Raw genomic sequence first — 20,470 nt, 5'->3', positions numbered from 1 at the left:
GCTCAGCCCTCCGTGTTCGTGGTGCCCAGCAGCTCCCGCAGCTGGTGCCGGTTGCCGACACCGAGCTGCGGATAGATGTCGTAGAGGTGCGAGCCGACCGTGCGCGGCGACAGCAGCAGCCGCTGGGCGATCTCGCGGTTCGTCATGCCGTCGGCGGCCAGCCGGGCGATCAGCTGCTTCTGCGCGCTGAGCGCGGCGAAGGCGCCGGCCGTGCCGGCCCGGTCGGTCTCGACGTCGCCGGGCAGATATTTGCGCGCCTCGTCGGCGTGCGCCCGCGCCCCGAGCCGGGTGAACGTGTCCAGGGCGGCCAACAGGTACGGCCGCGCCTCCGGCACCCGGCGCTGCTTGCGCAGCCAGATCCCGTAGTTGAGCTGGGCCTCGGCGCGCTCCAGGGGCCAGTGCAGCGCCCGGTCCTGGTCGGCCAGCGCCTCGGCGAAGCGGAGCTCGGCGTCCTCGCTGTCGTCCAGCAGGGCCGCCGCGTGCGCAAGCAACATGGCCATCCGCGGGGTGGGCGCCGCGCCGGCCCGCGCCCGGCAGCCGTTGAGGATCTGCCGGGCCTGCGCCTTGGCCCGCGAGCGGCGGCTCGAACCGCCGGCGGCCAGCGCCAGCTGTGGCAGCGAGCGCGGGCCGAGCAGGAAGTGGACCGGCTCACCGGCCGCGTCGAACATCGCCCGGAAATGGGTGTACGCGGTGTCGTGGTCGGCGGCCGCGAGCGCGGCCAGGCCCGCCGCCCGCCGGCGCAGGCTCTCGCTGAACGGGTCGCCGGCCGGGCGCGCCGGCACCGCCACCGGCCGGGTGCCGTCGGAGCGGATGGCGGCGAGGATGCCCCGCAGGCCGGGCAGCGAGCGCAGCAGCAGCGTCAGATTGCCCACCTCGGCCAGCGTGGCCGACTCCTCGATCGCCTCGTCGGCGTCCGGCCACCGCCCACAGTCGATCATGGCGAGCACCATCATGGGGATCCGGCCGGCCAGTGCGCCCGGCGCCCCGTAGGCCCGCTGGGCCTGCCAGAGCGCCGACAGCTCGGCCGCCGCCCGCACGGAGTCGTCGGTCAGCCAGGCGACCGTGCTGGTGGCCAGCAGCCGGCTGATCTCGGCCAGCCCGTTGAGCGGCTCGGTGCCCTCGAACAACCGGGCCGGCCCGGCCGCCGGGGCCGGCGCCCGCGACGCCGGATCGGCCACGGCCAGCACCGAGGCCCGGGTCGCCGCGTTCGCCGCGCCGGGCAGGATGGCCTCGCCGAGCACGCCGCCCGTGCCGTCCACGACGAGCTCGAGCAGGCCGGGCAGGCCTTCGCGCAGTGCTTTGTCGCCGGACAGGACGGCGGCGTTCGCGGCGACGGCCACGTTGGTCATCGCCACCTGCCCGTCGGAGGGTCGCCGCTGGACGGCGTCGCTGGTCAGCCCGTACGCCTCGGCGAAGCGCGCCTGGTGCACCAGGGCCAGCCCGGCGCCGACACAGGCCACGCCGAGCACGTCCGGATCGTCGGTCAGCGCGGCCACCCGGCGGTGCAGCTCGATCGCGTACGCCGGCTCGCCCGCCCGGTAGGCGGCGACCGCCGCCTTGGCCAGGCGCCGGGCGGCGTCGGACAGGCGCGGGCTGCGCTCGGCCGCCATCAACAGGGCCCGTCCCTCGGCCAGGAAGTCGGCCCGGCGGCCGACGGCGGCCACGCTCTCCTCCAGCGCGGCCGCCACCACCTCGTCGGTCTCGTCGGAGGCCAGCGCGGCATGCAGCGCCCGGGCGTACGGCTCGTCGGTGTAGCCGGCCAGACAGCCGTGCACGGCCCGCCCCGGCCCGGCCGCCGCGGCCACCCGGATCAGCGGGTGCTCGAACCGCACCCGCCCGCCGGCCAGCGTGACCAGGCCGGCCTGCTCGGCCGGCTCCCAGTCGCGCAGACCGTCGTCGCCGTTGGCGGCCCGGTTGATGGTGCTGACCGGTTCGGCCTCGTCGGCCAGCGCCGCGAACCGCAGCAGCCGCAGGGTGGTGGCCGGCAGGCCGGTGAGCTTCTGCTGGAACTCGCGCGGCGGCACGTCACAGGTGAGCGCGAGCGGGTTGCCGGCGGCCCGGCGCAGGATCAGCCGGCGTGGCCCGCCGGCCGTGCCCTCGGGCCGGCTGTTCAGCAGCCGGGCCGCCGCCCGGTCGGTCAGCGGGTCCACCCGGTAGCGGGGGATCTCGGGGCCCAGCCCGGCCGGCGGCTCCGATCCGCGAGCGGCCAGCAGCAGGGCGGCCCGCTCGGTGCAGGCGTGCCGGGTGACCAGCGTCAGCAGCCGCAGCAGGGCCGGGTCGGCCCGATCGGCCCGGTCGAGGATCAGCAGGGCGGGCGCGCTCGCGGTCAGCCGGTCCAGGCCGGTCAGGATCGCCGTCAGCAGGGCGGCCTCGTCGGTGGGCTCGTCGCGGATCCACGACCGGACGGCCGGATCGAGCCGGGGCGTGGCCAGCTCCCGCAGCAGGGCGCGGTCGAGCGGCAGGACGCCGAAGCCGCGGTCGCGGGCGATCCCGGCGGCCGCGCGCAGCAGCGCGGTCTTGCCGATCCCCGCCTCGCCCAGCAGAACCATGGACATCGGCCGGGAACGGGCCGACTCGACGAAGGCGATGAGGTCGGCCCGTTCCCGGGCACGCCCGTACAACGTCGTCGAGCTCACTGCTTACCGTCCCCTTTCCCCGCAAATCTGTACGAATGCCGGCCGGACGGTTCCCGCCGGCACCGTATTCGATCATCGGAAGTGAGCCGTGCACCACGAAGAAAGGACGAAGAACGACCTGCGTGCGAGGCTGTGACCCGGACATGACCTGGGGGATGCACACGATGACGGACGACGACGTCCCGTTCGGCGCGCTGCTGCGCCGGTTACGGCTCGCCGCCGACCTCACTCTCGAACAGCTCGCCGAGGCCTCCGGCGTCAGCGACCGGGGGATCAGCGACATGGAACGCGGCGTCAGCCGCAGCCCACGCGCCCGCACGATCGAGGCGATCGCCGACGGCCTGCGGCTCGGCCCGGACGAGCGGGCCCGGTTGCTCGCCGCGGCCCGGGCCGGCCGGGCGATCAGCGCGCCGGTGGCCGGCCTGCCGTTGCCGCGGCGGGTCAGCGACTTCACCGGCCGCGCGGCCGAACTCGCCCGGATCAGCCGGTGGACGTCCGCGGCGAGCGCCGCCACACCGGCGCCGGTGGTGGTCGTCAGCGGTCCGCCCGGCGTCGGCAAGACCTCCCTGGCCGTGCAGGCGGCCCAGGCCTGGCCGGCCGACCAGCAGCTGTTCGTCGACCTGCGCGGCCTCGACGACAAGCCGCTCACGACGGCCGCCGTGCTCGGCAAGCTGATCCGCGCGCTGAGCCCCGACCAGAGCGCCGTGCCCCGCGAGCTCGACGAGGCGGCCGCCCTGTGGCACACCCTCAGCCGTGACCGGCGCCTGGTCGTCGTGCTCGACAACGCCATCAGCGAGGCCCAGGTACGCCCGGTCCTGCCGCCGCACGGCCCGGCCGTGGTGCTGGTCACCAGCCGCCGCGCCCTGAGCGGTCTCGAGGGCGTACGCCGCCTGCGGCTCGACGCGCTCGACGAGAGCGACGCCGTCGCCCTGCTCGCCGCGATCCTCGACGATCCGGCGGCACCCGCCGACAGCCTGCGGCGCATCGCCGAGCTCTGCGTCCGGGTGCCGCTGGCCCTGCGCATCGCCGGTAACCGGCTGCTCAGCCGGCCCGGCTGGACCCCGGCCGACCTGATCGCCCGCCTGGCCGCCCAGGAGCGCCGCCTCGACGCTCTCGCCGCAGGCGACCTGCAGGTCAAGGCCGCGTTCAACCTGTCGTACCAACAGCTGTCCGGGGTGGCCCGCCGTCTTTTCCGCCGCCTCGCCCTGGTGCCGGGCCCGTCGGCCGGCGTCGAACTGGCCAGTGTCCTGGTGCAGGAGCCGATCCCGGTCACCGAGGACGCCCTCGACGAACTGGTCGAGCTGAGCCTGCTTCAGCAGCGGCCCGACGGCCGCCTCGAGTTCCACGACCTGCTGCGCCTGTACGCCCAGGGCGAGCTGGAGCGGGAGGAGGGCGCCGCCGACCGGGCCGCCGCCATCCGCCGCCGCGACGACTGGCTGCTCGACACCGCCACCCACGCCGGGCTGTACTTCGAGCCCGGTCAGCGCTCCCGGCCGGCCGGCTGCCCGTTCACCACCGGCGCCCAGGCCGGCGACTGGCTGCGCCGCGAGGCCGAGAACTGGCTGCCCGCGCTGCAGACGGCGGCCGCGGCGGGGCAGGACCGGCGGGTCGTCGAGGTGGCCGACTCGCTGCACTGGTTCTCCGACGGATGGGCCAACTGGCCGCACTGGCTCGACGTCTTCAGCCTCTCCGTGGGCGCCGCCCGCCGGCTCGGCGACGACCGCCTCACCGCCATCCACCTCGGCTACCTGGCCTGGGTGCACATCGTCTGCCTGGGCCAGCCGGAGATCGCCCTGGACCGCGCCCGGGAGTCCCTCGACTACGCCATCCGCTCCGGTGACGACCAGCAGATCGCCTGGGCCCACTACTACATCGGCTGGGCCCTGAGCCGCCGCCGGCGCTGGGACGAGGTTCTCGAGCACGCGCGGGAGGCGGTGGCCGGCTTCCGCGCCGTGAACGACCGGGAGGGACTGCCCAACGGGCTCACCCTGTGCGCGCTGGCCGTGCAGGGCCGCGGCCCGGCCGACGAGGCGATTCCCCTGTACGAGCAGGTGATCGAGGCGGTGACCGACCCGGCGACCGCGCCGCCGGCCCACATCGCCCTGTTCATCGAGACGGTCTCCCGTTCGTTCCTGGCCAACATCGAGATCGCGGCCGAACGGTGGCCGCGGGCGCTGCAGCGCGTCGACGAGTCGATCGCGGCCGCCGAACGCCTCGAGCATTCGCTGGAGCGCCTGATGACCGCGCGGTCGCAGCGGGCCCTGGTCTTCGCCCGGCTCGGCCGGATGGAGGAGGCCCGTCAGGAGCTGGCGGCGGTACGGGATCTGATGGAGCGCAACGGCAGCACCGAGCCCCGGCCGGGCGCGCTGCGCGACCGCCTCATCGAGGTCGAGTCCCTGCTGGCCGCCTACGACGCGCAGAACTCCAGCAGGTAGCGGTTGACCAATGCGGGGAAGGCCCGTCCCAGCTCGTGCGGGCCACCCGGAATCACCTCGTAGCGCAGGTCGGCCACCAGGTCGGGCAGCCGGTGCGCGGTCGCGTCGATCGGCAGCAGCCCGTCCTCGTCGCCGTGCAGCAGCAGCACGGGCACGTCGACCCGGCCCAGATCGGCCCGGAAGTCGATGCGCCCGGCGTCGCCGAAGCCCCGCCCGGCGCGGGCCTCGATCGCGGTGACGCCGGCCTCGTCGACGCCCTCCGGGTTGTCGGCCGCGCGTAACAGGAACGGGGTGACCCCGGCGACCAGCACCACCTTGCGGACCCGCCCCGAGCCGTGCTTGCCGAGGTAGCGCACCACATCACCGGCACTCGCCGAGGAGCCGGCCAGCACGCTGCCGGTCAGGTCCAGATGCTCCAGCAGCGCGTCCAGGTCGGCGGCGAGCCCGTCCACCCCGTACTCCGGGGAAAGCTCGGACCGGCGGTCGAAGCCGATCACCCGGTGACCCGCGGCGCGCAGCGCCCGGGCCTGTTCCTCCCAGCCCGCGCCCACCAGCACGACCGGGCGGCCAGGGCCCTCGTCGCTGTAGCGGAGGCGGTTCCGTACGTACGGCACCGGTCAATTGCACGACCTCGGCCCCCGGCGCGCCAGGAAGTTTGCACGCAGATTGATCTAGGGCTAGTCACCGGTCATCGGTCGGACGACGGTCGCGCTGGCGCAGGCAGTCAATTGACCGATGCAGGCGGGGCCGCCGCGCAGAAGTCTCTGACGCATGCCATACATCACCACCACCGACGGTACCGAGATCTTCTACAAGGACTGGGGTACCGGACAGCCGATCATCTTCAGCCACGGCTGGCCGCTCAGCGCGGACGCCTGGGACGTGGAGCTCAAGCTCGCCGCCGACAACGGATTCCGGGCCATCGCCCACGACCGGCGCGGGCACGGCCGCTCCTCGCAGAGCTGGCTCGGCAACGACATGGACACCTACGCGGCGGACCTGGCCGAGCTGGTCGACGCGCTCAACCTCAAGGACATCATCCTGGTCGGCCACTCCACCGGCGGTGGCGAGGTCGTCCGCTACGCCGCCCAGCACGGCGCGGGCCGGGTCGCGAAGATCGCCACGGCCGGCGCGGTGCCGCCCGTCATGGTGAAGTCCGAGACCAACCCCGAGGGCACCCCGATCGAGGTGTTCGACGGCCTCCGGGCGAGCGTGCTCGCCGACCGCTCGCAGTTCTTCAAGGACCTCTCGGAGCCGTTCTTCGGCATCAACCACGGCTTCGACGTCTCCCAGGGCCAGCGCGACCTGTTCTGGAGCCTCGGCATGCAGATGAGCCTGAAGGGCGCGTACGACTGCATCAAGGCGTTCTCGGAGACCGACTTCACCGAGGACCTCAAGGCGCTCGACGTCCCGGTCTTCATCGCCCAGGGCGACGACGACCAGATCGTGCCGGTCAAGGACGCGGCCGAGAAGGCCATCAAGCTCGTCAAGAACGGCACGCTGAAGCTCTACAAGGGCGCGCCGCACGGCATCGCCGGCTCGTACCAGCAGGAGCTCGACAAGGACCTGCTGGAGTTCTGGCAGAGCTGAGCATCGTCCGCCGGCGGCCGGCCCCGGCCGCCGGCTTCACCCTCGCATCGGAGGTCTCCCTTGGCTACCGGTCTCCACGGGCACCGCATCGGCGCGGCCCTTCTGCATTCCGCGGTGGCCGAGCTCGCCGGCACGTTCATCCTCGTACTCGGCATCATCACCACGGCGATCCTCCTGCCCTTTCCCGTCGTGCCGTTCGCGGGCGCGGCGGCCCTGCTGATCGGCGTGGCCGCGTTCGGCCCGGTCAGCGGCGCCCACTTCAACCCGGCGGTCACCGTCGCCCTGGCGGTCACCGGCCGCTTCCCGTGGCGGCAGGTGCCGCTGTACGTGGTGGCCCAGTTCGCGGGCGCCCTGCTGGCCGCTCTGGCCGCGTGGGGCGTCGAAGGCTCCCGCACCCACGGCGCCCTCGGCGCGACCGCTCCGGCAACGGGGGTGAGCGGTCCGCGCGTCCTGCTCGTCGAGGCACTGGTGACCTTCATCCTGGTCCTGGTGATCGTCGCCGTGGCCACCGACCGGACGGTCCCGCGGGCCGGCGCGGCCCTGGCCATCGGAACCGCCCTGGGCGTGGCCATCCTGATCAGCGGCCCGATCACCGGCGCCGGCGTCAACCCGGCCCGGGCGCTGGGCCCGATGCTGATCGCCGGCCGGCTGACCGACTGGTGGGCCTACATCGTGGGCCCGCTGATCGGCGGCATCGCGGGGGCGGCACTGTGGTCGCTCATGCCGGCCACTCCAGCACCCGCAGTGATGGCCACTGCCGACGCCACCGCTCGGTCTTAGCCTCGTACACGTGGCGCGGGGCCAGGACGGGATTGGGCCGTACGACGAGATTGAACACGTCGGCGAGCCCGTGCGGCGCGTACACGCGCCACCGCCCGTCCGGCTCCAGCCGCACCCCGAGACAACAGGTGGTCGCCGCGAACGAGTCGATGGCGGCTTCGCAGGAGTCGTACGGCGGGCACGGCACCCCGAACTTCTCCTCGTACCAGAGATGCACGCGCGCCTCGTTCCGGACTTCGACCTCGACCTCGGCCGCGGCCGCCGGTCCGGCGAACGCCTTGATGACCCGGTCCTCGGCCTCCCAGGACAGGTCGGTGTCGTCGAAGTAGAAGACGTCGTAGTCCTTGATGCCCTCGGCGGGCGGCCGGTCCGTGACGACGTTCCACACCGTCTGGAACAGGCAGCCGGCCGTGACGTACCAGTTCGGCGGCCCGACCGCGTTCGCCGTCTCGAGCACCTGGAGCAGCGTCTGGTTGCGGGAGAGCGTGGTGCGGAGAGCGGCGAGCTGCTCGTGCAGCGGGAGACGTCCGTACATCCGCCAATAATCGCTTCCCCGCGACCGGAACCCGATGGTAGACACCCCACGTGGACTTTCCTGATCTTCTGCGCCTGATCGACGAGCGCGCGACCGCCTTCCGCGCCACGATCGCCGCGGCCCCCAGCCTCGACCTGCCGGTACAGGGCTGTCCCGGCTGGACCCTGAGGGACCTGGAGGAGCATCTGGCCAACGGCCGCCGCAAGTGGGCGAGCATCGTCGCGGCCGGCCCGGCCGACGCGCCCCCGCCGCAGCCCGCCGAGCCGGCCGAGTTCGCCACCGCGACCCGGGCCATGCTGGACGCGCTGGAGGAGGCCGGCCCCGACCGCGAGTGCTGGGGTTGGTGGGGCGACTCGCAGTCCCCGTTGACCACCGGCGCCGCGGCCCGCCATCAGCTGCAGGAGATCGCGGTGCACACGTACGACGCCCAGCTCGCCGTCGGCGCCCCGCAGCCCCTGCCCACCGAGGTGGCCGTGGACGGTGTGGAGGAGTTCCAGGTGACGTGCTGCGCCACCACGAGCCCATGGCCCCACGAGCCGGCCATCGTCGACTACCGGACCACCGAGGGCCCGGTCTGGCGCCTGTACCTCTCCGCCGACGGCGCCCGGGTCGAGCGCCTGCACGCGCCGAGCGACGTCGCGGCGTCCGCGTCCGCCGAGGCCTCGGCCAGCGACCTGGTCCTGATGTTCTACAACCGCCTCCCGATGACCACCGCCAAGCTCGACGGCGACCCCAAGATCTTCGACCAGCTGATCGCCTGGGACCCGACCGCCTAGCCGGTGACGTGCGGCGGCTGATCGGCGGGCCTAGTCTGAGGGTGCCCCGGAAGGGAGGGCACCCGGGTTGGACGAGCTCCCCATCGGCCGCCGTGTCGCGTACTGGCGTGGGCGGCGCAAGATGTCGCAACAGGTCTTCGCGGATCGGCTCGGGAAGTCGAAGAGCTGGGTCGACAAGGTGGAGCGTGGCATCCGGCGGCTGGACAAGTTCACCGTCGTCTACGAGATCGCCGATGTCCTGCAGGTCGACGTCCAACTGCTGCTCGGCCGGGAGGCCGAGCGCCGGCCGGACGGGGCCGGATTCGTCGATCCGATCGAGGTGGAAGAGGTCCGGGCCGCGATCGAGCGATACCAGCAGATGGACGACTACTTCCGGCCGTCGAGGGCGGCGCCGCCGCCGTTGCCCGGGCTCCGTCAGACGCTGGACCATGCCTGGCTGACCTACCAGCACGCCAAGTACGGCGCGCTCGTGCGCATGTTGCCCCGGCTCCTCGGCGACGCGCAGGCCGCCGCCGGCACCCGGGCCGGCGGCGCGGACGGCGACGACACCACCCGGCTGCTCAGCGAGGTGTGGCAGGTGACGTCCGCGGTGATGCGCAAGGCGGGCGAGACCGAGCTGGCCAGTATGGCCGCCGACCGGGCGATGTCCGCGGCCTACCGCGGCGGCGACCCACTGCTGATCGGGGTCAGCGCGCGGCTGGTCGCGGCCTCGCTGCTCGCGGCCGGCCGTATCCGCCCGGCCATGGAGATCAGCATGGTGGCGGCGAACCGGCTGGCCGACTCCGGCGACCCCGCGCGGCTGGCGGTCTACGGAGCGCTGCTGCTGCAGGGCGCCCTGGCCGCGGCCCGGATCGGCGACAAGGCCACGGCGAGGGAACTGCTGGACGTGGCGGCGGCCGCGGCCGGCGCGCTGGGCCGGGACGCCACCTACTACTGGACGTCGTTCGGGCCGACCGAGGTCGTGGTGCACCGCGTGGCGGCGTCGGTCGAGCTGGGCGACGGCGAGGCCGCCGTCCGGGCCCATGCCGGACTGGCCGAGGAGGACCTGGGCGGCCTGGCCGTGGAACGGCAGGCGGCCCACCTGATCGAGCTGGCGAGGGCATCGGTGCAGCTCGGCGAGCCCGACCGGGCCGCGGAGTTCCTGCTGCGGGCCGACCGGCTGGCCCCGTCGGAGATCCGGGCCCGCCCGTTCGCGCGCGAGGTAGTGAAAGACGTCGTCACCCGGATGCGCCACCCGGGTTCGGCCACGGCCGAGCTGCAAGCGCTGGTCGAGGAACTAGGACCGGTTCCGGAGATCGGCTGAGGCGGCCGGCATCCCGTCGTCGGTCAGCCCGAACCTCGCGACCGCCTTCGCCGTGGCGATGCCGTCCCTGTCCTGCCGCATCTCGGCGAGCACCGACATCGCCATCGTGTCGCCCCGGTTCGCCGCTTCGAGGGCGAGCGCGTACGCCCGATCACGTTCACCGGCCTGCTCCGACAACCGCGCCAGCGCCGCGAGCGCGGTCAGGTCACCGGCCTCGGCCGCTTCCCGGTAGAACTTCACGGCGCCCGCCGGATCGTCCGCCTCCTCCCGCAGCTCAGCGAGATCCCGCAGGGCGGCGGAGTCGCCGCCGGCCAGAGCCCGGCGAGCGAACCGTGCCGCCCCGTCGTGGTCGCCGGCCAGTTCCCGCAGCCGGGTCGAACCACGGAGCGCGCCGGTGTCGCCGGTTTCGGCGGCTTCCTGGAAGAAGCGTTCGGCGTCGGCCATCCGGCCGCCCTCCTCGCGCAGCTCGGCGAGGGCCTGGAGGGCGCTGGAGTCGCCGTCGGCCAGAGCCCGGCGGGCCACTCGTTCCGCTCCACCCTGGTCACCGGCCCGTTCCCTCGTCCGCGTCAGACCACGGATCGCGCTGGAGTCGCCCAGGCGGAGAGCTTGGACGGCGATGGCCAGGGCGCCTTCCTCGTCGCCCGCCCGCTCCCGCATCTCGGCCAACACCGCGAAGGCGTTCGTGTCACCACGCTCGGCGGCCTCCCTGAAGAGCGCCTCCACTCCGCGCTGGTCATTCGCGCGCTTCCGGATGACGGCCAGGTCGCGCAGAGCCATGAGGTGCCCCTTGTCGGCGGCTCGCCGATAGAGCGACACCGCCGTGCCGAGGTCGCCGGCCTCCTCCCTGCGCCAGGCCAGGTGCCACAGCGCGACGACATCTCCGCTGTCCGCCGCCCTCCGGTAGAGATCGTCGGCGCCCGCGTGGTCGCCCCTCTCGTCAGCCATCCTGGCCAGCGATCGCAATGCCATGCTGTCGCCGCTCTCGGCGGCACGTTGATACAACGCCGTTGCCTCGTCCCGGTCCCCGGCGCATTCCAGGCGCCACCCCAACGGCCCCGAGGCGCTGGTGCTCCCGAGATCGACCGCACGCCAATAGAGCTGGACAGCGCGTCCGTATCGCATCCGGGCCTCGGCTTGCGAGCCGAAGCGCCGCAGGACGTCCGGATCGGTGAGGGACGACGCCGCCTGCCAGAACGTCTCCGGAGGGAAGACGGCCGCTCGGTCACGGCGGCCGGCCTGCTCGACGTAATCGGCGAGTTTGTACGCCGGTGACCTCGGCTCGTCGTCGGACCGCGGCCGGAAAGGGACCAGCGGCCCGGGAACTCCGTGGCACGGCGCGGCCGTGAAGGCCGATGCCTGCTCGAACCAGTCCTCGGGTGTCAACTGCCATTCGTCGTCGTCCAGATAGCCGGGCGCGGCGTGCTCCAGAAGCGATCGCGGAATCATCGGGCCGTGACCGAAACGCCGGAGGTCGATCGCGGCGTCCATCAACGCCCGGGCCGCCGGCGGGGCGATCTGGTAGCGCTGGATCAAGCCCGGAACACCGGCCAGATACTGCGTTACCCGTCCCTTCTGGGCGAAGGCCGCCGCCTGCCGCAGCCGCGGATCAAGGTCTTCGCTCGGGCGAAGCCGGCTCAGGTCGGTCGTGGTGAAGCGATCCGGAACAGGCAGGTCGGTGCCGGCCAGCAGTTCGCGAGCTTGGGAGTGCGGGTCGGGGTGTCCGGGCGACGGCGGCGCGGTCAGCTTCGCCCAGAACTCGGGCCACATCGTCGCCACCACCAGGATCGGACGCCGCGAGTCGTCCGTCAGCGCCTCGCGTATGGCCGCGGCGATCCGCTCGCCCACCGACGGCCCGGCGGTGATCAGGTAGTGCTGGGCGTCGTTCAGCCAGATCACGGTGCGGGGGGCGAGGTCGTCCAGGGCCGCTTTCAGCGCGTCCGGTCGCGACGGGCTGATCGGATGCCACAGGAGCCATCCGGCCGGAAGCGCTTGGACGGCCTCCCAGCCTGCTCGGGTCTTGCCCGTCGACGACCCGCCGACCAGGGTGACGATCCGGCTCCGGCCTCGAGCGGCGTCGCCGACGACCTCTCCGAGCAGGGCATCGTGATGTCGCCGCACGTACGCCGGCAGGGCCGGCAGGGCGGTGCCGTGCTCCGGACTCTCGATCGCCTTGTGCACCTCGAGCGCTATCGCGTTGCACTCGGCGATGGCCTTGCCCAGAACCGGCCGCGCGAGGTCGAGGTCGGTCTTGTCGCGATGGGCCTGCCGCTCCTGCTGGGCTTCTCGATGCAGCTTGAGCCACGCTGACAGCTCGCGCGGGCGATAGCCGTGGCCGGCTTTCGGTTGCAGGTATTCGACGAGGAAACGCACGATGGCCGGGTCGGCCGGAACCGCCTTGGCGCCGAACCAGTCACTCAGCCGCTGGTTGGTGATCGGTGATTGCAGCCGCTGAGCTTCCGCCCGCCGCGTCAGCGTGGTGTACGAGACGGAACGGGTGGCCCGCCGCAGCTCCGCCAGCGCGGCGAAGAACCGGCCCGCGGCCGGTGAGCCGTCCGCGTTCATCGCCGACCACGACCGTGGTCCGCCATGTGTCCGGGCCCGGACCGCACCGGACAGCGGGCTACCAGACTTGACCTGGCCATGGGACAAACGTAGCCGACACCCGCTTGGCGGACCCCTCCCGGACAGCCGAGAACGGAGGGCACCCACGAAGCCGAGTCAGGGAGTCCTCATGTCCACGGTGCTCAATGTGATCCACGACGGAACCCTCGCCGTCGGTGTCGGCACTGCCCTTTACGCGGTTTCGGTCACCGCCGCCGCCGTGACCGCGTTGACGGCGCCGAGCCGGGAACGGCGCCGGGATGCCCGGGCGGTGCTCGCCCTCCTGGTGCGTAACCGGCGGTCGAGCTGAACCTCAGGTGGCCGGTGTCAGCTGGAAGTGCCAGATGATCTGGCTGGGCGTGCCGTTCCAGGCGGCGGCGGTCGCGGCCGGGACGATGTCCTGCAAGGACCACGGCCACAGGTCCCACGGACCGGTCGCGAACTCGCCGGGCATGGCCCGGTCGACGTCGCCGGACATGCGGGGCTCCTCGCACCGCCGGGGTTGCAGGCCCAGCGGCAGGGCGGCGCCCAGGTAGTCGCTGGTGCGGTGGCGGAAGGCGGGCAGCAGGCCGGGGTCGCCGCCGGCCGAGCGGACCCGGGGTACCGACCCCAGGGCCACGAGCTCGTGGTGCACGTCGCTGATGACGAGGTGGCCGCCCGGTCGCAGGACCCGGGCGAACTCGGCGAACACCGGGCCCAGGTCCGGCAGGTGGGTCAGGGCCAGCGCGCACACCACCACGTCGACGTGGTCGTCGGGGACCGGCAGGTCGTGCAGGTCGCCCGGGCGCAGGTCGGCGGTGGGAACGCGGTCGCGGGCGTGGGCCAGCATGTCGGGGGAGCTGTCGACGCCGATGACCTGGTGACCCCGGGCGGCCAGGTACGCCGTGTAACGGCCGGTGCCGCAGGCCGCGTCCAGGGCCACGCCGGGCGGCACGGAGTCGAGGATTTCGTGGACGATCGGCTCCTCGATAGCGAACAGGCCGTTGCCCGGCTGGTCGTAGGTGGCGGACCACACCTGGTATCCGCTGACCGTGTCGACCCGGGCCGCGGTGACGCCCTCACCCTTCAGCGTGGGGCTGTCGAGCAGGCGCCGAATCTCGCTGACGCGCGCTTCGAGGAAGTCCCGGTCGTAGTCGCCGGCGAAGGCGCGCAGCAACGCGACGCCTTCCAGCCCCAGGGTGTAGGCGAGCGGATGTTGATAGACCACCCGGCGAACGTAGCGGCCGCCGGCGGACGGGTCCATCGGATATCGCCGGCTCGGCAACTATCGACGTTCATCTAATTCTTGGACGGTTGTCACCGGCGTACGGCTGAATGTGGCCATGGATCGACGAACGATGTTGCGAGCGACGGTTGTCGGCGCGGGCTCGGTGGCCCTGCCCTTCACAGCGTGGTCGGCGGCGTACGGGGCGCCGGCGCAGACCGCCACCGGGCCGTACGGCCCGCTCCAAGCCGCGGACGCCCGTGGCCTTCAGCTTCCGGCCGGGTTCACCAGTTCGATCGTGGCCCGGTCACGGCAGGCGGTGCCGGGCACGTCGTACGTCTGGCACGACGCCCCCGACGGCGGGGCGGTCATCCCGAACGGCAGCGGCTGGATCTACGTCTCCAACTCCGAGGTCAGCTCGTCCGCCGGCGGCGGCGCGTCCCGCATCGTCTTCGACTCGGCCGGTGCGGTGACCGGCGCTTCCAGGATCCTCGCCGGTACGAATCAGAACTGCGCCGGGGGCAAGACGCCCTGGAACACGTGGCTGTCGTGCGAGGAGGTCGCGCTCGGGCGCGTCTACGAGACGTACCCCCTGGGTGGCAGTGCCGTCGTCCGGCCCGCGATGGGCCGCTTCAAGCACGAGGCGGCGGCGGCCGACCCCGTACGCAAGGTCGTGTACCTCACCGAGGACGAGCCGGACGGCAAGTTCTACCGCTTCGTGCCGGCCGTGTGGGGCGACCTGTCCGCCGGCGTCCTGCAGGTCTTCGTGGCCGGCTCCGCCACCTCGGGCACCTTCACGTGGGCGAACGTGCCCGACCCGGACGGCTCGCCGACCGTGACCCGGTCGCAGGTGTCCGGCGCCAAGACGTTCAACGGCGGCGAGGGCTGCCACTACGCCGACAACACAGTCTGGTTCACGACGAAGGGCGACAACCGCGTCTGGCAGGTGAACTTGACGGCCGGCACGTACGAGCTGGCCTACGACGACAACCTGGTCAGCTCCGGCCGCGCCCCGCTGACCGGCGTCGACAACGTGACCGGTTCCTCCTCCGGCGACCTCTACATCGCCGAGGACGGCGGCAACATGGAGATCTGCCTGATCACCCCGGACGACAAGATCTCCCCGTTCCTGCGCGTCACCGGCCAGAGCGGTTCCGAGATCACCGGCCCCGCCTTCACCCCCGCCGGCGACCGCCTCTACTTCTCCTCCCAGCGCGGAACCACAGGCACGTCCGCGGGCGGCATCACCTACTGCGTGACCGGCCCGTTCCGCCGCTGACCGAGGGACAGGCGTATCGCGAGGTCTATCTCTTCCATCTTCTCGGGTGGCAGGGTGCCGACGTATTCGGTCAGCGCGTCCGGGGTCAGGGCCGTCCGCCACGTGCAGAAGATGTGGGTGTCGTGGGGGAGGGCGACGCGGATGGCCCCCGCCGGTGAGAGGTCGAGCAGCACCTCGATGCCGGCGAGGCCGGCCGGCCTCTCCCGTTCCGCTTCCGCCGGGGAAAGCAGGGTGTAGCCGCGTTTCTGGGCCTCGGTGGCGGGTGCGACGACCTGGATGACATCCAGGTCGTCGGAGAGCAGCAGCACCGGCCACTCGTCGTCGAGGGTCGACCGCCACACTTCGCCGCGGTTCATGGGGCTCCTGGTTGGATGGTCGCATGAGTGGGCCGGAGACTTTCGAGCTGACGCTGCCCGAGGGACGCGTTCTACGGTATTGCCTCTACGGGCCGGTGGACGGGCGGCCGGCCGTCTTTCACAGCGGGTCGCCCAGCAGCCGGTGGAAGCGGCCCAGCCTGGTCGCGGGCATGGCGCGGAGCAAGCTTCGGCTCCTGGTCTACGACCGGCCCGGGTACGGCGGGTCGACGCGGCAGCCGGGGCGGGCCGTGGCCGACGCGGCGGCCGACGTGCGGGCGCTCGCCGACGCGTACGGCTGGGAAAGGTTCGCCGTCTTCGGTGGCTCCGGGGGTGGGCCGCACGCGCTGGCCACCGCGGCCCTGCTGGGGGAGCGGGTGACCCGCTGCGCGGTTCTGTCCGGGATCAGGCCCCGCGAGTCGCCGGCCGACGAGGCGGCGCTGCGCGAGCGGCAGGCCGAGAGCGCGGCGCACATCCTGGGGCAGATCGAGGCGGGCGGGCCCGAGGTGCCGTGGGAGCCGGGAACGCCGGCCCGGGACGATCCGGCGGCGATGGCCCGGATCCGGGCCACCTTCACCGACAGCATGGACGGGTGGGTGGACGACAGCCTCGCCTTCGCGCGGCCGTGGGGTTTCGACGCGGCGCGGATCGGCGTGCCGGTCGGTGTGTGGCGGGGAACCGCCGATCCGGTCGTCGGCCCGGAGAACGCCGAGTGGATGCTGACGAGCATTCCCGGCGCGCGTGGGCACGTCTATACCGGAGGGCATGTGCCGGGAACCGAGGTGTACGAGGAGATCTATGACTGGCTGAGCTGACGCGTGTACGGTCGGGGCATGCGCGTCTCCACCGCCGCGGTCACCGCGGCCTCCCTGATCGGCGGGTGGCAGGTCGCCCGCAGCACCGGTGTCCGGCCCCTCGGCGGCGCCATCCTGGCCGTTGGCGGTGTGCTGGCCGGGCGTGAGTGGGCGCGCCGCACCAGCCCGGCCGTGACGGCGGGGCTGGTCGCGACCTACCTCGGCGCGTTCGGCTTGTCGCACCCACTGGCCAAGCGGATCGGCGCGTGGCCGTCGGTGCTCGCCGTCTCGGCGGTCACGGCCGCCGCCTCGTACGCGCTGGCAGACCGGAAAGCACCTCGCTGAGGCTCGCCGCCGCCGCGCTCGGCAGGAGCACGTCCGCCGCGCCGAAGCGGGACGCGGGCACGTACGGGTTGGGGATGGCCACGCAGGGCAGACCGGCCGCCTGCGCCGCGGCGACGCCGTGCGGGGTGTCCTCGAACGCGACCGCCCGCACCGGGCCCAGCCGGTCGAGCGCGAGCAGGTAGACCGCCGGGTCCGGCTTGTGCGCGGCCACCTCGTTGCCGCAGGCCAGCACGTCGATGCCGGCGATCAGCCCGGCCCGTTCCAGGAGCCCGCGGACGTGGTCCTCGTGCGAGCTGCTGGCCACCGCGAGCCGCAGCCCGAGGCCGCCCGCCTCGGCGAACCACTCCCGGATGCCCGGCGCCGGCTCGAGTTTCTGGTTCAGGGTGAGACGGTGCGCCATGCGGCGGGCGTGACTCGCCGCGCGGTCGTATCCGGCGCCGACGGCGGCGGCCAGCGCCGCGTACCTCTGCTCGTTGACGTCACCGCCGTGGTTCGCGAAGAACCCGTGTTCGGTGAGCTCGAGCCCGTGCTGGCGCCACTCGTGACGCCAGCTCTCCAGCAGGGTCGTCTCGGTGTCCATCAGGAGGCCGTCGAAGTCGAAGATGAGCGCGTCGATCGTCACCGCCCTATAGTGCGGCGATGATCTCCGCCAGCGCGACCGGCTGGGTGAACATCGGCCAGTGCCCGGAGTCGATGTCGACGTAGTCGAGGTGTTTGACCCGGGACAGCTCGGGTGAGTCGCCGCCGGTGACCCACTCGCGGGCCTGGGCGGGGCTGAACTCGGGGCAGACGAGCACGACCGGCACGTCGAAGCGGCGGTCGTCGGTCAGCCGTACGGTGCCTCGGGCTGTCCCCTCGGGAACGGCGACCGCCGCCGCCTCGAAATCGCGGCGGGCCCGCTCGTCGAGGTCCTGAGCGTCGGGGCCCTCGAACGGTTCCCATCCCGGGAACGCCATCACCCCGTCCTCGATCTCGAAGAAGTCCGCGTAAGGCTGTCCGTCCTCATTGGGGAAGCCGCCGATCATGGCCACCGTGGCGACCTTGTCCGGCCGGCGGTCGGCGGCGATCCAGGCCAGCGTGACCGCCGCTGAGTGCCCGACCACGATCGCCTTCTCGGGGGCCGTGTCCACGGCCGCCACCACGGCGTCGATCTGCTCGGTCAAGGTCAGGCCCGTCGGCGGTACGGCGGTGGCCCGGCGCCCCCGCTTCTCGAGCTCCGGCACCACGTCGCGCCACGCCGTGCCGTCCAGCCACAGGCCACCCAGGAGAACGATTGTCATGACCCGCAACGTACGGCCTATTCCGGACGTTCGGCTTCCGGTAGCGTGCTCGATGTGCCGGACGGATCGAGTCCCACCGCGCGGGCCCTGCGCACGCTGGAGTTGCTGCAGGCGCGCCCCGGCACGACCGCCGAGCAGCTCGCGGCCCATCTCGGCGTCACCGAGCGGGCCGCCCGGCGCTACGTCGGCATCCTGCGCGAGGCCGGCATCCCGGTCCAGTCCGCCCGCGGGCCGTACGGGGGATACCGGCTCGGCCGCGGCACCCGCCTGCCCCCTGTCGTCTTCACCGAGGATCAGGCGCTCGGCCTCGTCATGGCGGTCCTCGACGGGCATCCGGCCGCGATCGACGCCGACGACCTGGTCGGCACCGCCCTCAGCAAGGTGATCCGCGCCCTTCCCGAGAGCGTCGGCCGCCAGGCGGCGGCGCTGCGGGCGTACGCCTCGGCCGCCCCCGACCGGCACGCGGCCCGCCCCGACCCGGCCACCACGAGCGCGCTGATCGCCGCCTCGGCCGACCGCCACCGCGTGCTGGTCACCTACCGTTCCGAGCGCGGCGACGCCTGGGACGCCGAGGTCGACCCGTGGGCCGTCGTGGTCCGCTTCGGGCGCTGGTACCTGCTGTGCCACTCCCATCGGGCCGACGCGATCCGCACGTACCGGATCGACCGCATCCGCGACGTCCAGCGCCTGGCGCACACGTTCACGCCGCCGGACGACCTCGACCCGGTGGCGTCGCTCGAGGAGAACCTCGGCGCCGGCTGGAAATACACCACCCGCGTGGTCTTCCACGCCCCGCTGGACAAGGTCGCCCGCTGGATCCGCCCGCCGATGGGCCGGCTGGAACCCGACGGCGACGACCGCTGCGTCCTGGTCGGCACGACGACGAACACCGAGATGTACGCCCAGGAGTGGCTGGCCGCCGTACCCATCGACTTCACCGTCGAGGGCGGCCCCGAACTCCGCGCCGCGGTGGCCGCCGTGGCCGCCCGCTTCACCGCCGCCCTGGGAGGTTCACATGACTGAGGTGATCGTCGCCGGTGGTGGGCCGACCGGCCTGATGCTGGCCGCGGAGCTGCGGCTGCACGGGGTGGGGGTGGTCGTGCTGGAGCGCGACGTCGACCCGGCCCGGAACGTGCGGGCGCAGGGGCTGCACGTGCGCAGCATCGAGATCATGGATCAGCGGGGTCTTCTCGGGCGCTTCCTCGAGCGGGGCCGACAGTTCCGGCCCGGCGGGTACTTCGCGGGGCTCGGCGCCGGCTGGCCGGACGGGCTGGACACCGCCCACTCGTACGTCCTCGCCATTCCGCAGACCGTGGTCGAGGGGCTTCTGGCCGAGCATGCGCTCGAGGCCGGGGCCGACCTGCGGCGCGGGGCCGAGCTGACCGGGCTGAGCCAGGACGACTACGGGGTCACGGCCGAACTGGCCGACGGTACGCGGGTGCCGGGGCAGTTCCTCGTCGGCTGTGACGGTGGGCGCAGCACCGTCCGCAAGCTGGCCGGCATCGGCTTCCCCGGCGAGCCGTCACGCCACGAGACGCTGCTGGGCCAGATGGAGGCGTCGGCGCCGGCCGAGGAGATCGCGGCGGTGGTGGCCGAGGTCCGCCGGACGCAGCTGCGCTTCGGCCTGGGGCCGGTCGGCGACGGAACGTACCGGGTGGTCGTGCCGGCCGGGGAGGCCGGGCCCGAGCCCACCCTCGACGACTTCCGGCGCCAGCTGCGGGCCTTCGCCGGCACCGACTTCGGGGTGCACTCGCCGCGCTGGCTGTCCCGGTTCGGCGACGCGACCCGGCTGGCCGAACGCTACCGCGACGGGCGGGTCTTCCTGGCCGGCGACGCCGCGCACATCCATCCGCCGACCGGCGGGCAGGGCCTCAACCTCGGCCTGCAGGACGCCGTCAACCTCGGCTGGAAGCTGGCCGCCGCGGTGGCCGGGTGGGCGCCGCAGGAGCTGCTGGACACGTACGAGTCGGAGCGTCACCCGGTCGCCGTGGACGTGCTCGACAACACCCGCGCGCAGATGGAACTGCTGTCGGCCGAGCCCGGTCCCCAGGCCGTACGTCGGCTGTTGTCCGGCCTCATGGACATCGCCGAGGTGAACCGGCGGCTCATCTCGAAGATCACCGCGATCGACATCCGCTATGACTTCGGCGCCGGGCCGGATCTGGTCGGAAGACGCTTGCGGGACGTACGCCTGAAGCACAGCGGCCGCCTCTTCGACCTCCAGCACGCCGGCCGGGGCCCGCTGCTCGACCAGACCGGCCACCTGGCCGCCGGCGGCTGGTCCGACCGCGTCGACCGCGTCGCCGACATCAGCGACGAGCTCGAGTCCCCAGCCGTCCTGCTGCGCCCCGACGGCCACGTCGCCTGGGCCGGCACCGACCAGCGCGACCTGGACGCGCACCTGTCCCGCTGGTTCGGGCCCGCCTAGGGGCTTACGTTCAGGAAGTGCTCTGAGGGTGGCCGATGAGCAACGCCTTGGAGACGTCGTCGGGGTGGGTCAGAAGGGCTCGTTCTCGGCCAGTACGTAGGTGATCGGCACGCCGATGGTGCCGTCGGGCG

The 20,470-nt window shown here is 73.2% G+C and carries 19 protein-coding genes; 11 read left to right on the top strand and 8 right to left on the bottom strand.

Annotated elements, in window-relative coordinates; genetic code table 11:
• Positions 1 to 2 precede the first annotated feature (2 nt).
• Positions 3 to 2,636: an AAA family ATPase gene (locus ACGFJ7_RS29650; protein WP_392644983.1), complete on the bottom strand. Its 2,634-nt coding sequence runs from the start codon at positions 2,634 to 2,636 to the stop codon at positions 3 to 5.
• 164 nt (positions 2,637 to 2,800) lie between these two features.
• Here ACGFJ7_RS29650 and ACGFJ7_RS29645 point away from each other — a divergent pair, with 164 nt between their 5' ends.
• Entirely contained in the window at positions 2,801 to 5,071 is a 2,271-nt protein-coding gene (locus tag ACGFJ7_RS29645; protein ID WP_360260159.1) for a helix-turn-helix domain-containing protein, read from the top strand.
• Here the strand turns inward: ACGFJ7_RS29645 and ACGFJ7_RS29640 are convergent.
• A complete protein-coding gene (locus tag ACGFJ7_RS29640) occupies positions 5,044 to 5,685 on the bottom strand; it encodes an alpha/beta hydrolase (protein ID WP_360260161.1) in 642 nt (213 codons plus the stop codon). The genes ACGFJ7_RS29645 and ACGFJ7_RS29640 overlap by 28 nt on opposite strands.
• Positions 5,686 to 5,842: 157 nt before the next feature.
• On the opposite strand from ACGFJ7_RS29640, the gene ACGFJ7_RS29635 reads away from it, so the two are divergent.
• Both ACGFJ7_RS29635 and ACGFJ7_RS29630 read left to right on the top strand, forming a co-directional pair.
• Positions 5,843 to 6,661, top strand: a complete 819-nt coding sequence (locus tag ACGFJ7_RS29635) for an alpha/beta hydrolase (protein ID WP_360260163.1) — start codon at positions 5,843 to 5,845, stop codon at positions 6,659 to 6,661.
• A 60-nt stretch (positions 6,662 to 6,721) separates the two neighbouring features.
• Positions 6,722 to 7,441, top strand: a complete 720-nt coding sequence (locus ACGFJ7_RS29630) for an aquaporin (protein WP_360260165.1) — start codon at positions 6,722 to 6,724, stop codon at positions 7,439 to 7,441.
• Here the strand turns inward: ACGFJ7_RS29630 and ACGFJ7_RS29625 are convergent.
• Positions 7,380 to 7,976, bottom strand: coding sequence for a nucleotidyltransferase family protein (locus ACGFJ7_RS29625; RefSeq protein WP_360260168.1), 597 nt, complete (start codon positions 7,974 to 7,976; stop codon positions 7,380 to 7,382). The genes ACGFJ7_RS29630 and ACGFJ7_RS29625 overlap by 62 nt on opposite strands.
• 50 nt (positions 7,977 to 8,026) lie before the next feature.
• Between ACGFJ7_RS29625 and ACGFJ7_RS29620 the strand changes: the two genes are divergently transcribed.
• Both ACGFJ7_RS29620 and ACGFJ7_RS29615 read left to right on the top strand, forming a co-directional pair.
• Complete coding sequence (locus tag ACGFJ7_RS29620; RefSeq protein WP_392644979.1) at positions 8,027 to 8,752, top strand: maleylpyruvate isomerase N-terminal domain-containing protein; 726 nt, start codon at positions 8,027 to 8,029, stop codon at positions 8,750 to 8,752.
• A 67-nt stretch (positions 8,753 to 8,819) separates the two neighbouring features.
• Positions 8,820 to 10,055: a helix-turn-helix domain-containing protein gene (locus tag ACGFJ7_RS29615; protein ID WP_392644977.1), complete on the top strand. Its 1,236-nt coding sequence runs from the start codon at positions 8,820 to 8,822 to the stop codon at positions 10,053 to 10,055.
• On the opposite strand, the gene ACGFJ7_RS29610 is transcribed toward ACGFJ7_RS29615, so the two are convergent.
• Positions 10,029 to 12,617 (bottom strand): hypothetical protein, encoded by a 2,589-nt coding sequence (locus tag ACGFJ7_RS29610; RefSeq protein ID WP_392644976.1) that lies wholly within the window; start codon positions 12,615 to 12,617, stop codon positions 10,029 to 10,031. The genes ACGFJ7_RS29615 and ACGFJ7_RS29610 overlap by 27 nt on opposite strands.
• A 169-nt stretch (positions 12,618 to 12,786) precedes the next feature.
• On the opposite strand from ACGFJ7_RS29610, the gene ACGFJ7_RS29605 reads away from it, so the two are divergent.
• Positions 12,787 to 12,966, top strand: a complete 180-nt coding sequence (locus ACGFJ7_RS29605) for a hypothetical protein (protein ID WP_392644974.1) — start codon at positions 12,787 to 12,789, stop codon at positions 12,964 to 12,966.
• Positions 12,967 to 12,969: 3 nt separating this feature from the next.
• Here the strand turns inward: ACGFJ7_RS29605 and ACGFJ7_RS29600 are convergent, their stop codons facing one another.
• On the bottom strand, positions 12,970 to 13,899 hold the full coding sequence (locus ACGFJ7_RS29600) for a methyltransferase domain-containing protein (RefSeq protein WP_392644971.1): 930 nt from the start codon (positions 13,897 to 13,899) through the stop codon (positions 12,970 to 12,972).
• Positions 13,900 to 13,978: 79 nt separating this feature from the next.
• Between ACGFJ7_RS29600 and ACGFJ7_RS29595 the strand changes: the two genes are divergently transcribed.
• Positions 13,979 to 15,139, top strand: a complete 1,161-nt coding sequence (locus ACGFJ7_RS29595) for an alkaline phosphatase PhoX (protein WP_360260183.1) — start codon at positions 13,979 to 13,981, stop codon at positions 15,137 to 15,139.
• Here ACGFJ7_RS29595 and ACGFJ7_RS29590 read toward each other — a convergent pair.
• Entirely contained in the window at positions 15,109 to 15,495 is a 387-nt protein-coding gene (locus ACGFJ7_RS29590) for a hypothetical protein (protein WP_360260186.1), read from the bottom strand. The genes ACGFJ7_RS29595 and ACGFJ7_RS29590 overlap by 31 nt on opposite strands.
• Positions 15,496 to 15,518: 23 nt before the next feature.
• Here ACGFJ7_RS29590 and ACGFJ7_RS29585 point away from each other — a divergent pair, with 23 nt between their 5' ends.
• Both ACGFJ7_RS29585 and ACGFJ7_RS29580 read left to right on the top strand, forming a co-directional pair.
• The gene (locus ACGFJ7_RS29585) at positions 15,519 to 16,307 is read left to right on the top strand and encodes an alpha/beta fold hydrolase (RefSeq protein ID WP_392644968.1); all 789 of its coding nucleotides are present in this window, start codon (positions 15,519 to 15,521) and stop codon (positions 16,305 to 16,307) included.
• A gap of 18 nt (positions 16,308 to 16,325) precedes the next feature.
• Positions 16,326 to 16,631 (top strand): hypothetical protein, encoded by a 306-nt coding sequence (locus tag ACGFJ7_RS29580; RefSeq protein WP_392644965.1) that lies wholly within the window; start codon positions 16,326 to 16,328, stop codon positions 16,629 to 16,631.
• Here ACGFJ7_RS29580 and ACGFJ7_RS29575 read toward each other — a convergent pair.
• Together ACGFJ7_RS29575 and ACGFJ7_RS29570 are read right to left on the bottom strand one after the other, a co-directional pair.
• On the bottom strand, positions 16,582 to 17,253 hold the full coding sequence (locus tag ACGFJ7_RS29575) for an HAD-IA family hydrolase (protein ID WP_360260195.1): 672 nt from the start codon (positions 17,251 to 17,253) through the stop codon (positions 16,582 to 16,584). The genes ACGFJ7_RS29580 and ACGFJ7_RS29575 overlap by 50 nt on opposite strands.
• A gap of 4 nt (positions 17,254 to 17,257) precedes the next feature.
• Positions 17,258 to 17,920, bottom strand: a complete 663-nt coding sequence (locus ACGFJ7_RS29570) for an alpha/beta fold hydrolase (protein ID WP_392644962.1) — start codon at positions 17,918 to 17,920, stop codon at positions 17,258 to 17,260.
• Between the two features lie 45 nt (positions 17,921 to 17,965).
• Here ACGFJ7_RS29570 and ACGFJ7_RS29565 point away from each other — a divergent pair, with 45 nt between their 5' ends.
• Both ACGFJ7_RS29565 and rox read left to right on the top strand, forming a co-directional pair.
• The gene (locus tag ACGFJ7_RS29565; protein ID WP_360260201.1) at positions 17,966 to 18,934 is read left to right on the top strand and encodes a WYL domain-containing protein; all 969 of its coding nucleotides are present in this window, start codon (positions 17,966 to 17,968) and stop codon (positions 18,932 to 18,934) included.
• Positions 18,927 to 20,339: a rifampin monooxygenase gene (gene rox, locus ACGFJ7_RS29560; RefSeq protein ID WP_392644960.1), complete on the top strand. Its 1,413-nt coding sequence runs from the start codon at positions 18,927 to 18,929 to the stop codon at positions 20,337 to 20,339. The genes ACGFJ7_RS29565 and rox overlap by 8 nt, the downstream gene beginning before the upstream one ends.
• The last annotated feature ends 131 nt before the right edge of the window (positions 20,340 to 20,470 follow it).

The organism is Actinoplanes sp. NPDC048988 (genome assembly GCF_043197815.1).
Taxonomy (GTDB): domain Bacteria; phylum Actinomycetota; class Actinomycetes; order Mycobacteriales; family Micromonosporaceae; genus Actinoplanes.
The sequence above is the reverse complement of the archived record's forward strand: the minus strand, read 5'-3'. Positions and strand labels throughout refer to the sequence as shown.

Coding starts and splice junctions, on each gene's coding strand:
- ACGFJ7_RS29645 (WP_360260159.1), top strand. CDS start 2,801: ATGACGGACGACGACGTCCCGTTCGGCGCGCTGCTGCGCCGGTTACGG.
- ACGFJ7_RS29605 (WP_392644974.1), top strand. CDS start 12,787: ATGTCCACGGTGCTCAATGTGATCCACGACGGAACCCTCGCCGTCGGT.
- ACGFJ7_RS29625 (WP_360260168.1), bottom strand. CDS start 7,976: ATGTACGGACGTCTCCCGCTGCACGAGCAGCTCGCCGCTCTCCGCACC.
- rox (WP_392644960.1), top strand. CDS start 18,927: ATGACTGAGGTGATCGTCGCCGGTGGTGGGCCGACCGGCCTGATGCTG.
- ACGFJ7_RS29595 (WP_360260183.1), top strand. CDS start 13,979: ATGGATCGACGAACGATGTTGCGAGCGACGGTTGTCGGCGCGGGCTCG.
- ACGFJ7_RS29585 (WP_392644968.1), top strand. CDS start 15,519: ATGAGTGGGCCGGAGACTTTCGAGCTGACGCTGCCCGAGGGACGCGTT.
- ACGFJ7_RS29635 (WP_360260163.1), top strand. CDS start 5,843: ATGCCATACATCACCACCACCGACGGTACCGAGATCTTCTACAAGGAC.
- ACGFJ7_RS29600 (WP_392644971.1), bottom strand. CDS start 13,899: ATGGACCCGTCCGCCGGCGGCCGCTACGTTCGCCGGGTGGTCTATCAA.
- ACGFJ7_RS29590 (WP_360260186.1), bottom strand. CDS start 15,495: ATGAACCGCGGCGAAGTGTGGCGGTCGACCCTCGACGACGAGTGGCCG.
- ACGFJ7_RS29580 (WP_392644965.1), top strand. CDS start 16,326: ATGCGCGTCTCCACCGCCGCGGTCACCGCGGCCTCCCTGATCGGCGGG.
- ACGFJ7_RS29610 (WP_392644976.1), bottom strand. CDS start 12,617: ATGAACGCGGACGGCTCACCGGCCGCGGGCCGGTTCTTCGCCGCGCTG.